General features: G+C 27.0%; 14 protein-coding genes. 2 read left to right on the top strand and 12 right to left on the bottom strand.

Translation table 11 applies throughout. The features are described from left to right. Positions 1–58: 58 nt before the first annotated feature. From QOZ93_RS10230 to QOZ93_RS10215, 4 genes are all read right to left on the bottom strand, one after another. Positions 59–319: a multinuclear nonheme iron-dependent oxidase gene (locus QOZ93_RS10230; RefSeq protein ID WP_307356220.1), complete on the bottom strand. Its 261-nt coding sequence runs from the start codon at positions 317–319 to the stop codon at positions 59–61. 13 nt (positions 320–332) lie between these two features. Then, positions 333–860: a GNAT family N-acetyltransferase gene (locus QOZ93_RS10225; RefSeq protein WP_307356218.1), complete on the bottom strand. Its 528-nt coding sequence runs from the start codon at positions 858–860 to the stop codon at positions 333–335. A 331-nt stretch (positions 861–1,191) separates the two neighbouring features. Further along, a complete protein-coding gene (locus QOZ93_RS10220) occupies positions 1,192–2,913 on the bottom strand; it encodes an ABC transporter ATP-binding protein (RefSeq protein WP_307356217.1) in 1,722 nt (573 codons plus the stop codon). Beyond that, the gene (locus QOZ93_RS10215; protein WP_307356216.1) at positions 2,910–4,652 is read right to left on the bottom strand and encodes an ABC transporter ATP-binding protein; all 1,743 of its coding nucleotides are present in this window, start codon (positions 4,650–4,652) and stop codon (positions 2,910–2,912) included. The genes QOZ93_RS10220 and QOZ93_RS10215 overlap by 4 nt, the downstream gene beginning before the upstream one ends. Before the next feature lie 202 nt (positions 4,653–4,854). Between QOZ93_RS10215 and QOZ93_RS10210 the strand changes: the two genes are divergently transcribed. Beyond that, complete coding sequence (locus QOZ93_RS10210; RefSeq protein WP_307356215.1) at positions 4,855–5,808, top strand: helix-turn-helix domain-containing protein; 954 nt, start codon at positions 4,855–4,857, stop codon at positions 5,806–5,808. Positions 5,809–6,020: 212 nt separating this feature from the next. On the opposite strand, the gene QOZ93_RS10205 is transcribed toward QOZ93_RS10210, so the two are convergent. From QOZ93_RS10205 to QOZ93_RS10175, 7 genes are all read right to left on the bottom strand, one after another. After that, entirely contained in the window at positions 6,021–6,419 is a 399-nt protein-coding gene (locus QOZ93_RS10205) for a DUF3592 domain-containing protein (protein ID WP_307356214.1), read from the bottom strand. Between the two features lie 12 nt (positions 6,420–6,431). Next, positions 6,432–7,088 (bottom strand): ABC-2 transporter permease, encoded by a 657-nt coding sequence (locus QOZ93_RS10200; protein ID WP_307356213.1) that lies wholly within the window; start codon positions 7,086–7,088, stop codon positions 6,432–6,434. A 2-nt stretch (positions 7,089–7,090) separates the two neighbouring features. Beyond that, a complete protein-coding gene (locus QOZ93_RS10195) occupies positions 7,091–7,945 on the bottom strand; it encodes an ABC transporter ATP-binding protein (RefSeq protein WP_307356211.1) in 855 nt (284 codons plus the stop codon). Between the two features lie 3 nt (positions 7,946–7,948). Further along, complete coding sequence (locus tag QOZ93_RS10190) at positions 7,949–8,323, bottom strand: GntR family transcriptional regulator (protein ID WP_307356209.1); 375 nt, start codon at positions 8,321–8,323, stop codon at positions 7,949–7,951. 314 nt (positions 8,324–8,637) lie between these two features. Then, on the bottom strand, positions 8,638–10,698 hold the full coding sequence (locus QOZ93_RS10185) for a DUF262 domain-containing protein (protein WP_307356208.1): 2,061 nt from the start codon (positions 10,696–10,698) through the stop codon (positions 8,638–8,640). 239 nt (positions 10,699–10,937) lie between these two features. After that, positions 10,938–11,228: a nucleotidyltransferase domain-containing protein gene (locus QOZ93_RS10180; protein WP_307356206.1), complete on the bottom strand. Its 291-nt coding sequence runs from the start codon at positions 11,226–11,228 to the stop codon at positions 10,938–10,940. Between the two features lies 1 nt (position 11,229). Then, positions 11,230–11,667, bottom strand: a complete 438-nt coding sequence (locus QOZ93_RS10175) for an HI0074 family nucleotidyltransferase substrate-binding subunit (protein ID WP_307356204.1) — start codon at positions 11,665–11,667, stop codon at positions 11,230–11,232. A 228-nt stretch (positions 11,668–11,895) separates the two neighbouring features. Between QOZ93_RS10175 and QOZ93_RS10170 the strand changes: the two genes are divergently transcribed. Beyond that, positions 11,896–12,147 carry a hypothetical protein gene (locus QOZ93_RS10170; protein WP_307356202.1) on the top strand — a complete coding sequence of 84 codons (252 nt, stop codon included), beginning with the start codon at positions 11,896–11,898 and terminating at the stop codon, positions 12,145–12,147. 68 nt (positions 12,148–12,215) lie between these two features. Here the strand turns inward: QOZ93_RS10170 and QOZ93_RS10165 are convergent, their stop codons facing one another. Next, positions 12,216–13,868 (bottom strand): ATP-binding cassette domain-containing protein, encoded by a 1,653-nt coding sequence (locus QOZ93_RS10165; protein WP_307356201.1) that lies wholly within the window; start codon positions 13,866–13,868, stop codon positions 12,216–12,218. Positions 13,869–13,871 lie beyond the last annotated feature (3 nt).

Genomic DNA, 13,871 nt, shown 5'->3' with positions numbered 1-13,871 from the left:
AAGTCTATCCTCACTGTGAAAGCGAGTTAACATAACCCTACTCATTATTCTATAGCATTTAAAGTAATTTTATTATTTTCTTTGGCTTTGAATAAGTATAATTTTCATCTTCCATAGACTTATGTATATCTTCAGGAAAGCCATTCTTATCATAGCCTGAACCATTTACGTGAATTTCTTTAACGCTATTAAGTGGTAACTGAAGAATATAATCATAAACATCCCAACCATTATATAGAGCAGTAATTTTTGCATGTGTTAAATCTAATAAAAATGATACATCGTTCTCATTTAGTACACGATTAATTTGTTCTGGCATAGAATTTGGAATTTTATGAAATGGATTTCTCCATTAAAAACAAATCAAACTCACCATTGTTTTTTTTGGTAAAAACTTTAAATCCAACTTTCTTCCAAAAATCTAAAGCCTTAGTATTTTCTTTTATTACACCCAATTGAAGTATCGTTTTGCTATTTTTTTTACATACATCAAATAAAGTATTAACAATTAGATTTCCTATCCCTGTATTATGCTTATTTATGTTAATTTCTAACAATCCAATCCAAATTGTATTTTTATTATTCTTATCTTGAAAACTATATCCATCGATAATATCCAATACTGCAACTAACTCATTATGAATATTGTATATACTTATAAAATGCTTGTGAGTAATATCTGTGAAAGGTGGTGTATCCTCAACATCTCTTTTTACATTTTCCATAGTGATGGGATAATTATTAGATAGTTTTGCATACTCTTCATTACCTTTATATAAATTAAATATATCTTCATAATTATTGTCTTTAACTTCTAAATGATTCAAGTTCAATTCTTGTTTGATATCCTCTAATAACATTCATTTATTCCCCCCATAAATTACTATTTAACAGTTAGCTTTACCAAAATTAATCTGAATTTTATATTAATTAGTAATTATTATACCTTATATGAATTACTTGGTAAATCATTTAAACATAAAAAATACTCAACCATATTGTACCTTATGGTTGAGTAACTTTATATTCTACACATTATATCTTATTTATTAATTATCTAATCCTAAAGTTCATACAAAATATAAGGCTTATTACATAGTAAGCTCATAGAATAAGAAAAACTTCTTTATTATCAATCTGTAAGCTTTATATATAAAAATAGCTAGTACATATTCTTAAATATCTCTACAATTAATATACGAAACTTTCTGCTTTTTGGGTTTTTTCTATTAGGTTTGAGTATACTTTTGATTTATTTAAAAGTTCTATATGAGTTCCTTCTCTTTCAACTTTGCCATTATCAATAACTACAATTTTATCTACATTTTCTATGGATTTTAATCTATGTGAAATTATGATAACAGTTTTATTTTTTATTAGTTTGTTTAAGCTTTCCTGTATCTTTTCTTCATTATCTACATCAAGACTTGCAGCTATTTCATCAAGAAGAAGTATTGGTGCATCTTTAAGAAACGCTCTTGCAATTGAAAGTCTCTGTCTCTCACCACCAGAAAGTTCTGCTCCATTTTCTCCAATAAGAGTATCGTAGCCATTTTCCATTTTCTTAATAAAATCAGTACACCCTGCAAGCTTAGCAGCTTCTTTTACTTCTGCATCTGTAGCATTTTTATTTCCTATCCTTATATTTTCCATAACTGATGAATTAAATAAGGTTACGTCCTGGAATACAATAGAAATATTATCAAAAAGAGAATCCGTAGAAATTTCTTTTATGTCTTTTCCACAAATCATAATTTTCCCTTTATCATAGTCATAGAGTCTTGAGACAAGTCTTAGGATACTAGTTTTACCACATCCACTTGCCCCTACAATAGCAGTAACTTGTCCCTGTTTTGCTACAAAGCTTACATCTTTTAGTATAGGAGTATCCTTGTCATAAGAAAAAGAAACATTTTCAAGTTGAATATCAAAGTTTTTAAGTTTCGTATCTTTTCCTTTTTGAGTTTTAAATTTTCTTATATCTTTGATTCTTTTTATCTTAGGATCAAGATAGAAGATTTCTCCAAGTAATTCTTCTATACCATCCACCATATCCTTGATTTTGATAGCGGCAAGAAGATAACCGATAAGATAAATAATATTTATTTCTCCATTCATAAGAAGCATAATACCTATAAGAATACAACTAGCAATACTTATAAAGCCAAAAGCAGATGAGAAGCCTAAAATTCGTATAAGTTTGTTGTTTTCTTTTATATGAACCTTTTCGCTTTCTTCCATTTCTTTATACAAATTTTTCTTTATATCCGAAGATAGATTAAAACTTTGAATTTCCTGTTGAAGCTCAATTCCCTCCTGAAAACTCTCGGAATTTTCTCTAAGAATGTTATAGTACTTTTTATGTCCTTTAATCTGAACTTTCTTTGAAATATAGATAAATGTAAAACTTAGAACAATAGGAATAATTACAGCAAGAGCAAGTTTTACATTTCCCATAAGCATCATAATGGAAATAATGGGGAAAAAAATATAAAAACCGTATACTTTAGGAATAGCATGGCTCATAGCATGTTCTATGCCTTCAACATCAGACATAATTGTCTGTGAAAGATCAGATAAATCATGCTTTGAAAAATAAGAAAGAGGAAGCCTTGAGAGACTTTCTGCAATTCCTGTTCTAAGATTTGCCGATTCCTTATATGTGGCGTTAAACATTGCATCATATTCAAGTCTAAGAAAAATATATATAAGTATTGAAACAGCAATAGCAAGTCCTATATAAATGGCAGAACTTTTCAGATTACCTGTAAGAATACCTTCAAGGAAAAACATCATAAGCATAACAGGAAGCATATTCATGCAAAATATCATAAAGCAAAGGAAAGTTGATTTAACCAAATCTTTTGCGCCGTTATCTGTTATGGCAAATTTTTGTTTATAAAAATTTTTCATGATATAACCCTCCATTCATTAGCTTTATGATAAAGATCTTGTAAATTTCTATACTTGCCATTACTTATCATAAGTTTTTCGTCTGTACCACGTTCAACAACTTTTCCATTTTCAAGAACGAGGATTTCATCTACATCCTTAATGCTTGAAAGCCTATGAGCAATCATTATAACTGTTTTATCTCTCATTAGATTTTTAAATGCCCTTTGTAATTCGTATTCATTATCAGGATCTATAGAAGCACTTGCTTCGTCCATAATTATAATCTTTGAGTCTTTTAAAATAGCTCTTGCAATGGCAATTCTCTGTTTTTCTCCACCGGATAGATAAACTCCCTTACTACCAATAATTGTATTCTCTCTTTCAGGAAATTTATCCAGTATGGAAGCGCATCCAGCTATTTCAAGTGCCTTTAAAACTTCTTCTCGCTTAGCACTTTTTCTTGCCAGTGCTACATTTTCATAGATAGATTTTTTAAAAAGCTTTGTGTTTTGAAATATAAAAGAAATATTTTCTGTAATAGTTTCCTTGGTGTAGTTTTCAATAGGTTTTCCTCCTATTTTTATACTACCATTATCAACTTTGTAAAAACCTGAAAGAAGCTTTGCTATAGTACTTTTACCACTTCCTGAAGTTCCTACAAGTGCATAGGATTTGCCTTCCTTAATTTTAAGATTAAAGTTTTTAAGAACAGGATTTTCTTTATATCCAAAACTTACATTATCAAACTCAATATCATAACTTGGAATATAGGTATCATTTCCAAAAACAAGACTGTCTTTTCCCATATCATTAAACATTTTTTCAAGAGTAGTTACTGCATAGCTTGCATCAAAAATGTTTTTACCAGCCCACATCATTTTCTGCATGGAATTAAATATTACTCCACTTAAAAACAGAGTCATAATAAGGTCCACAGTTAAAATCAAAGGACTTATCTGAATAGATTTAAAAATGGTTACAGGAATAAGTAATATTGCCATAAGACTAAAGAAAATCCATTGGTATGGAACATAGTCTTTCTTACAACTTATGGAATACTCATAGGCACACTTTGAATAATCATTAATAGCTTTATGAAGTGATTTAAATGATGAAACGTCTGCACCAAAAATCTTAACAACCTGCATACCACGTACATATTCAACGGATTCGGAACTTAAAAGTTCAAGAGCTTTCTGGTAACGTTCCATAAAATCATTTCCACTCATCATTCTTTTGAAAAAGATAATTCCGATGAATGTAACTAAGACAAGAGTTATTCCAACTCTTAAACTTACAATAAATCCTAAAATAATTGAAAGTATTGGAATGATAAAAACACGAGAACTGTCAGGAATTAGATGTGCCACAGCAGTATGAGTCTGAGCAGCATTGTCATCAATAATCTTTCTTATAGCTCCTGAAGAATTAAGATCAAAAAATCTAAAACTTGCATTAGATAATCCGTCAATTCCTTTCTTTCTAAGGTTTGTCTCAAGTCCAAAACCTAAGATATGAGAGAAATATGCTGATAGGAAATAAAATAGTGAACCAACTATAAATGCAAAAGTTGTTTTTATTGCAAAAGTCTTTGCCAAACTAAGATTACTTATTACTATAAGCGTTTCCAAAAACTTATAAACATAATAATATCCTAGCACTACGGAAATTGCGGATATAGCGGAAACAAACATTGCAACAAAACTTAAATACCTTTTTTCAGGTATATACGCAAAAAGTTTTTCGTATACGTTCATAACTACCTCCTAAAATAATACTTAGCTTAAAATATTAAGGTGGGACAAGATATTTTTACCTTTTAAACCATATCTTATAAATTAATCAATATATAACCTACGTTTATATAGTATCATCTATATAAATGTGCTACAATGGATCTAGCTTAAAAATGTCTAATCAAGTGATTGTCTAATCCAGTGATTATTAAGGAGGTGCTATATGTATTTTGAAGATATTATAAAAAAGTACACTTCTTTGGAATGTGTAAATATAAATAAATTCAGTCCGGCTGGTAAAACCTTTTATGATGATAATGAATTTTATAATGGATATTGCTGGATTTATATTGGTAAAAATTTTATAATAGATATTCATTCTTTTTTTATAAAAAAAGAATATGTTATAACCAATATTCCTAATATGACTGAGTATATATTCTTAATATCAAATTATATTATTTCTGGAAGTGGAGAATGGCTTAATCCCTATCAGAGTATAGAACCTACTTCTATGCTTATTATGGAAACAAGTAATTTAAATCAAAGATATGTCTTACATGGTAATAGCATCTATAGAAGTGTTGGTTTAAAATTCGAAGAATCTCTTATTGAAGAATACGTTGTGAACAGAATGAATATTAAAAAAGATGATGTATTAAAATTTTTTCTTGAAACTCAAAACAGTGCAACAAAATTGATTGGAAAACTTGCTAAAGAAATTCTTGAATGTAAACTTGATGGAATAGCAGCAGAACTTTTTTTTGAAGCAAAAGCAAAGGAATGGCTTGGCATTACACTTGATTCCTATGAGAAAAAAATAAAAGAAAAGATTATACCTGAAAATGATACAAAATCTATGGAAAGTGTTGCAAAATATATCAGTGATCATTATGCTTTTGATATTCCACAGGAATTTTTAGAAAAAATTTGTATGATGAGTGGAACAAAATTAAAGCAAACTTTTAAGCAAAAATATAATATGACAATTACAGAATTTATACAGAGAAAAAGAATAAATATAGCTGAAAATCTACTTCTTACAACAAATCTTAAAATAAGAGATGTAGCAAAAGCTGTAGGATACAAATCTCCAAACAGATTTACAACGTTATTTAAACGATATAAAGGTCTATATCCTAAGGATGTAAGAAAATATGTTAAGGATAACCTGTAAATTATAAATGCAACAATTTGGAAAATACAGTTCTAAAAAAACATAACAATAATTAATAAAAAATTGAATAAGCTTCATATGAAGGATATTATAAAAATAGCTAATAAAACTTAATGTGTTGTATTAGCTGTTTTAAGGTATATGGTTTTATAAAGCCAGTAACTACTGTAAAAATTGTGTAAGTTGATATATGAAGTAAAACCATTACATTTTTAATTACTATATATAAGATAAAACATAATAGCCATGCATATAATCCCAATAATAAAAAATATGCTTGCACCTTTTAAACTAGTGGTAAATAATTCACTAGGATTGTCCTTAAAATAAGCAATTTTTATTTTATCTCCTATTTGAGCAGACATAGGGACTTGAACTCTATTTGAAGATATATAATATTTGCTATCTACCCTAAACTTTACAATAGCCAGTCTGGAATTGTTTTTTTTCATGGGTTCTGGTACAACGGTTTTTGTATCAACGATTAATCCTGTTGTATAGCTTATTAGTTTTCTATTTATAATATAAACAATAAACTGATATGCAGAATATACTATTGAAGCTATTGCAGTAACCCCAAAAATAAAAATCCCTTGTGTATTTTGTGCCATTTAATCACCATCCTAGTATTCTTTATTTTTAATAATTTTGTTTGAGACTACAATACCAAAACTAATAGATACACATATCATTAATAATGATAAACCTGCAATCAATAATGTGGAGCTATTCTTAATATTAGATATTAACTGTAAATTATCTCTAAAATGATTTATAATAAAAGCCGTTAAGAATGGAGCTATAAAAATTATACCTGCACTAATTATTTGCAACTTAACATAACCAAATTTAAATGTCATAGGAATATAAATTCCAAAAAATATTTCTATTAATACAAAATATAGCAGTATGACTTTTATATCTATTTTACCTACACATGTAACTGGAACTTTGGATAATATTAAAAATAAAGTTGTAGTTACTATAAAAGTAAAGTTAACAACAACATATTTGGCCATAACAACCCTACTACATTTCATAGGTGTTATTTTCAAGTAAACCTGACCTTTTTGTTTCATTTCCTCTAAGGATATTGAATGATATACCATAAATGTTATCATTAATACTAAAATACCATAAAGGATATTTCCGTTTTTTTGAAATAGAGGTGTATTATATGAAATAAATATAGGAGCTATGATAATAAATAAAAAAATGGTTAATAAATATTTCTTTATTAATAAAAAATCTTTCTTAAATAAATTATAAATTTCGTTCACGGCTATTCCTCCCCTACTAGTGCCAAAAATATATCCTCTAAATTGCTTTTTTCTATAATAATATTTGAATTTAGTGATTGTATTTTATGAAAATTTTTTGTAATACCTGTGAAACCATATCTCGATTGATTAAGTATTTTAAAAGGAACTTCCTTTATTTTTTCAAGATCATCTAAGGAACCTTTTATTAAACGATAGGATTCTATTAAATCATCCTTTCCTAATTGTTCTATAACCTTTCCATTATCAATAATTATGATTTCATCTGCACAACGTTCTAAATCACTAGTAATATGTGTTGAGAAAAAGACACTCTTTCCTTCTTCTTGAACAAATTCATTTAATATATCCATTAATTCTTTTCGTATTTCTGGATCAAGGCCAGAAGTTGGTTCATCCATAATAAGAAAATCCGCTCCATGGGATAAAGCTAGAGCTAAAGAATATTTAAGCTTCATTCCTTTTGATAAAGTTGATATAACTTGTTTGGAATCTAAGTTGAATTTTTTTAGATATTTTTCATAAGCTCTCTGATCCCAAGTATTATAACAATTAGCAATTACGTTTTTCATATCATTTAAAGTTAGATTTTCATAAAAAAATCCATCATCTAATACAACTCCTATCTTATTCTTTATAGAAGCTTCATCCTTTCCATATTTGTTTGAAAAGAACGTGATTTCTCCACTATCTTTTTTTAATAAACCTAACAAAATCTTTATTAATGTAGTTTTCCCAGCACCATTTTTTCCAAGAAATCCAGTAATGCAATTTTCCTGAATATTAAAAGATACGTTGTTAAGTGTAAAATTTTTAAATGTTTTTGAAATACCGCATACGTTTAAGACATCTGCCATGACTTACCCCTCCTCATATATAATATCCATCATGTCCACAAGCTCTTTTTTACTAATTCCCATGCTTTTGGCTGTAGATACCATATCAAACATTTTATCCTCAACTATTAGTCTTTTTGTATCTTGCATTAGATCAGTATTTCCAGCTAATACAAAAGTTCCTTTACCTGCTTGACTTTTGACAAATCCCTCTTTTTCCAATTCATCATAAACTCGACGGATTGTTAAGACACTGACTTTGAGATCAGTTGAAAAATTACGGATAGAGGGTAACAACTCTTGGTTTTTTAGTTCACCTTTTAATATTGCTGACTTTATTTGATCTTTAATTTGTTTATATAAAGGTTTTTCAGACGTATTTGAAAGAACAATATTCAATGTATCACCCCAAACTGTATATATTTATACATCACAGTATACACATCAAACACAATAATGTCAAGAAAATTATTTATAATATTCAGATAGTTTCTGTATAAATAAAATATCTTGTCATATCGTTATATAATTAAGCTTGATATATTCCATTCAAAGTAGCAGGACTTACAATAGAGGAAATTAAGAATCTAAAAAAAGGATTATAGACTGCAATCACTGCAGTTTATAATCCTTTTTATTTTTCTTATTTCTTGTAAGATAATTTGCGTAGATTTTTTTATTATAATATTTGTAGATTTTGCGTTATATACTCATTACTTAATATTAAATAATAATTCACTATAGTGAATTCCATATTCATCAAAGATAATTCTTAATGTCTGAAGTTTTGCTTCAGTATTTAAATTTTTCTCTATAAATACATCATTTGCTACTTTAAAAGCCTTTCTAAGATCATTATCTTCATTTGAAAATCTTTTATTTAAATATTCCTGATTAAACTCTTTTTTAGTTAATCTTATAAATGGGATTGGATTTATTTCATATAATAATGAACAGATATTTTCATACAGTTCTGTCCAATTTTTAACCTTAACACTATCTTCTCTAAAAGTAAATCTTTCTACTTTACTATTAGTAAAATCATCATCATCATCTAAACTAAAAATATTATTATTTTCATCTTCAAGAGAATAATCAATTATAGGATATTCCCATATTTGAGATGCTATTTTAAATAATTGTTTTGCTCTTACTTTTATAGTATCTTCATTCCAGTAATCTATTTCTGTTAAATACTTATTTAACTTTAATCTACTATCTTTAAACCCTTTTTCCATATCTCTTTTTTCAATAAAAGATTTGTTGCTTAAACTTGAATTATATCCTGTTAGGGTTAAATTTCCTATGGTACCAATATATTTTGTATGTAGTTCATTATAATTTTCACCTAATGAAGTTTTCCAAGCTATGCTCAGGGTCTGAGGCATAATATGTTCAATGCTTAACTTTTTATCATTAATTAAATTTTCTATATCTACCTTTTCATTATTATCATAGTTTTCTAATTTCTCTAGTAGATAAATTTTATTTTTACTTTTCCAACTATAAATATCACATTCTACAAAATTTAATTTAAATTCTTCTTCATTAGGAAATCTTTGAGAAGATTTTTTATTAGTTAAAACATATTTAAAAACATTTACATATTGTTCAGTATAATTCGGTATTTTTTTAATTTCTTTACTTAGATTCATAAAGACCTTGTTTAAAGCATTTGTAGGTGCTTTACATATTATACGTCTAAAAATATACGATTCAATTACTTTAAGAATATCTAATAAATTATCTTTACTAATTATGTTATTATGGTAATCATCAAAAACTTCTAATAAAAATGGATATGAAACTGTAACTTCTAATTTATTAATATGTTTAATAATTTCATCTACTTCTTTAATTCTTGTGTTATTACTAATAAGTGATTTATAGTATACTGAGAATTTTAACATATCCTTTAAACATGTTTCTATATCAATTTTACTTTCTTCAACATATCTCTTAAAATTAATGTATATCTTATTGATATTAGGAATTTTATTTTCCTTCATTGTTAAATAATATCTTATAAATTGAGTTACTTGGTAGTTAGTGTTTTTTTCAACTTTGTTCCAATAATTATTGTATAATTCTTCCTGCTTTTTAGATGTTTGATTCATTAATATAAAGTTTCTTACTTTGTCTGCATCTGTTAAATCTAGACCTGTTGAATTAAGACTTTCAAAGATAAGTTGTGGATCGTCTTCACCGTTTTTTAATTCAATTTCAACTATCATAAGTCTTTCAATTGCAGAGTACAGTTCATCAATAGTAATCTCTCCATTAATTATTCTTTCATAAAAATATCGATAATTTAATATTATATTTGATTCTTCAAATAATTCATCTTTTTTAAATAGACTTTCAAAGGCCGTTCTATCTTCTTTTATTGGTTTTAATTTTATTTTGCACTCGTCATTACAATATTGATTTATCAAATATTGATTTAATATTTTCTCTTTAATTATAGTATTTGACCTTAATCTACCTTTATTTAACAAGTCATAGATAGCAAGTAAAAGTAATGATATTGTAGTAGTTCTTTGTTGACCATCTATAATTAAATACTCTCTAGTTCTAGCATTATCATTATATATTGAAACTATTGTTCCAAAAAAGTGTGTCCTATAATTATTTTTAATCATATTAACTAAATCATCATATAATTGTTTACATTGTTCCTTTTGCCAATCATAATTTCTCTGATAAACTGGTATAACAAAATTTGTATCAGATGATTCTAAAAATCTTATCATATATTTCTCATTAGCTTTCATTTTACCCCAACCCCTATCCTTTTATAAATAATGGTTAGTGATAATTTAAAAGTATATTTTAATCACTAACCTCTATGTAATTAATTATGTATTTGTCAATAATTTTATCTTAATTTCTTTATTTTTAAAATTAATAAGCTAACATAGTTATCTTTAACAATATAATATAAAATTTCTTCTAATCCAAGTTGCAGAGGAGTTTATTTTGTTCTTATCTAGTTTTATTCCTACGTTACTTATTATAATTCCCTATAAATTTCTATTCCATATCTCTCTATCTGTAATTTTATTTCTGTATTCATACTATCTAAAAAAACAATATCTAAGGAATATATCCCTACAATCTCATCTAAATCTTGTGCTACAGTACCTTTATATTTTTTATCACATAAAATTGCAAGATCTATATCAGAATTATAATTATAGTTATCCTTTGCTCTTGACCCAAATAGCACAACCTTTTTTATATATTTATTGTTTTTAAAATATGAAGTTAAGTTTTTGTATACTTTTTCCTCTATTCCATACATCTTATAACTTCTCCATTGATATTTTATTTAAAAGATTTTCTATAGCTCCTAAGTATCTTTCTATTATGTCATTTTTTATAGCTTCGTAATCATCTTCATCATATATATGTGCAGTTGAATTTCTTGCAAGTAATATATCATTCCAAATAACCATATCTTCTATTAATCCTTCTTTGAAAGCCTGTTTATAGCAACCTCTTGGATTATTTATTTCAAGTCCATCAGCTTTAAAAATTTTAGAAAGTAACTTCCATACTAAATCCTCTAAAGTTTCATATTTTTTTATTATAGAATCCCTATAAACTTCTAATGTTATGTCATCTGCATTTTCTAATTTTAAATAGTTATCTCTTATATTTTTTAAATGCGTAAGCATTCTATATGTATAATTATAAGTTAAGTTAATTGATTCATCATATTTATCTAAGATCCCATTCATTATAATCGCCTTCTTTCTAGCTTAACTTTATCTATATAGTTCAGTTTTCTATTATTAATTCTAACATAATGGAATATAAATATACATAATTATTACTTCATGTTTAAAATTGATTTCTATATTAAGTTAGGATAGCTAATATTCTACGTCCATTACTCATTAATTATTGACACCACTAATAAAATACCGTAATATCAAGATAACAATAGAACTTAAAGGAGAATTCCTATGAATACTCAAAAAGAAGTAGAGCTATATGAGCAAAGAAAATTTGCAATACTAGATAGAGTTAGTGACCTTGAAAATGCTGAACAAAAAGGATTACAACAAGGATTAAAGAAAGGGTTGCAACAAGGGAAAATGGAAGGTATGGTTGCAGCTGCTAAGAACCTTTTAGTTATGAATATGGATTTAGAAGTTATATCCAAGGCAACAGGACTTACAATAGATGAAATTAAAAATCTAAAGAAAGGATTATAGACTGCAATCACTGCAGTCTATAATCCTTTCTTATATTGTTTTTAAATTTTACCCTATATTATTTCTTCTCAATTCTTTACCATCATTTTTGATCTAAACACATGATTTTCTCTTACTTTGTTAAATTTATCATTTTCAACTATTGAACCATCATCCATTAATATTACTTCATCGAACTTATCCAGATTCATACCCAAATTATGTGTAACCATTATAATTGTCTTGTTCTCTAACTCAAACAATATATCCATGACTTTCTTTAAGGTTCCAGCATCCATGGCTGAAAAAGGCTCATCCATGATTAAAACATCATTTCCACTTACTAAAGATCTGATAAATGATGTAAGCTGTTTTTCACCACCGCTTAAGTCACTGCAATTTTCCTTATGTTTTATCTTATCTAGTATACTATTACTATAGTTATTCAGAATTTCACTAAAAGAACTGCGTGAATATGAGCCAAATACCGTAACATTATTTTCAAAACTTTCTCTGTATATATGCTCCTGCTGGCTTATACACATTACAATATCATCAATATTCAAACTTGCAATATTACATCCATCCATACTTATTTCGCCACTATCAGGCATTTCATATTTCATAAGTAAATTTATCATAGTAGATTTTCCTGAACCACTATGACCAATAATGGCATATTTCTTTCCTTTTTCAAAACAACAACATATGTTGTTCAAGTTAAAATTATCGTAGGAAAGACATACATTCTTCATAGTTATTTTGTCTTTAAAGTTAGAAAGTTTATGCAGATTTTTCTGTTGCTGTCTATTGATGTTTATAGCTTCTATAAATTTTTCCTTTACCGTTCTCCTAGAATTTATGAAATCTATTTTGTTTAAAGCTTCTTGAAGTGGACCTATGAAATATGCAGAATAGCTGAAAACAGCAAGTACCATACCAGCAGTTAAATCCCCTCGTATAAGTAATAAAGCTACAATAATAAACACCATGAGCTCCATAATCTTTATTCCAAAAACTTCCATAGACATTGAAAATATACCAAACAAACCCCTTTTAATTTTTGCCGCAGTCATTTTATCTACAGCTTTATTATGTTGTTGTAGAACAAATCTTCTGGTATTATTGTTTATAATCTTAATACCTTCTAGATAATCCTTTACAGAGATGGTATATTGCCCAGTAGCTTCCATAGACATATTTCCAAGCTGTCCATTTCTCTTTTTAAATATCTTTGGAATAAAAATTACTATTACTGACATGACAAAAATAGATAAGGCAACTCTCCAGTCAATGCACAAATACATTACAACTGCATATATACATATCTTTATTACTACATTTATAAGACTAATTACTGGTTGCATATATTCTTCTACAATAACATCAATATTATTTGTTTCTATGGATATATATTCTCCTACATTTTTATTTCTAAACCATCTATAATCTGTTTCAACCAGTGAATCAAAAAAATCTGTCTGAATCATACTTCTCATTGATGACTTCCAGCTCTCCTCCATTATACTGGACAAATATGAAAATATACATATTGCTGCCACACATAATGCAAACAGCATTACCATATTAAAAAGAGTATTGTTTGAATATTCAGAACTAAATAATTTATCTACAAGCTTCTTTTCAAAATTTGGTACCAGAGCTATACTTATAGCAGCAAATATGCCAAATAAGATTTCAGCACTTATTAAACCTTTTATCTTCCAAATATATTTTTTCATTTT

The sequence above is a fragment of the Hathewaya limosa genome, from assembly GCF_030815255.1.
GTDB lineage: Bacteria > Bacillota > Clostridia > Clostridiales > Clostridiaceae > Hathewaya > Hathewaya limosa.
Note: the sequence above shows the minus strand (reverse complement) of the source record. Positions and strands in the feature narration are given on the sequence as shown.

What these genes read in the sequence shown, in the direction of transcription:
- QOZ93_RS10230 (WP_307356220.1), bottom strand. Translation starts at nt 319, where the DNA reads ATGCCAGAACAAATTAATCGTGTACTAAATGAGAACGATGTATCATTT.
- QOZ93_RS10225 (WP_307356218.1), bottom strand. Translation starts at nt 860, where the DNA reads ATGTTATTAGAGGATATCAAACAAGAATTGAACTTGAATCATTTAGAA.
- QOZ93_RS10220 (WP_307356217.1), bottom strand. Translation starts at nt 2,913, where the DNA reads ATGAAAAATTTTTATAAACAAAAATTTGCCATAACAGATAACGGCGCA.
- QOZ93_RS10215 (WP_307356216.1), bottom strand. Translation starts at nt 4,652, where the DNA reads ATGAACGTATACGAAAAACTTTTTGCGTATATACCTGAAAAAAGGTAT.
- QOZ93_RS10210 (WP_307356215.1), top strand. Translation starts at nt 4,855, where the DNA reads ATGTATTTTGAAGATATTATAAAAAAGTACACTTCTTTGGAATGTGTA.
- QOZ93_RS10205 (WP_307356214.1), bottom strand. Translation starts at nt 6,419, where the DNA reads ATGGCACAAAATACACAAGGGATTTTTATTTTTGGGGTTACTGCAATA.
- QOZ93_RS10195 (WP_307356211.1), bottom strand. Translation starts at nt 7,945, where the DNA reads ATGGCAGATGTCTTAAACGTATGCGGTATTTCAAAAACATTTAAAAAT.
- QOZ93_RS10185 (WP_307356208.1), bottom strand. Translation starts at nt 10,698, where the DNA reads ATGAAAGCTAATGAGAAATATATGATAAGATTTTTAGAATCATCTGAT.
- QOZ93_RS10180 (WP_307356206.1), bottom strand. Translation starts at nt 11,228, where the DNA reads ATGTATGGAATAGAGGAAAAAGTATACAAAAACTTAACTTCATATTTT.
- QOZ93_RS10175 (WP_307356204.1), bottom strand. Translation starts at nt 11,667, where the DNA reads ATGAATGGGATCTTAGATAAATATGATGAATCAATTAACTTAACTTAT.
- QOZ93_RS10170 (WP_307356202.1), top strand. Translation starts at nt 11,896, where the DNA reads ATGAATACTCAAAAAGAAGTAGAGCTATATGAGCAAAGAAAATTTGCA.
- QOZ93_RS10165 (WP_307356201.1), bottom strand. Translation starts at nt 13,868, where the DNA reads ATGAAAAAATATATTTGGAAGATAAAAGGTTTAATAAGTGCTGAAATC.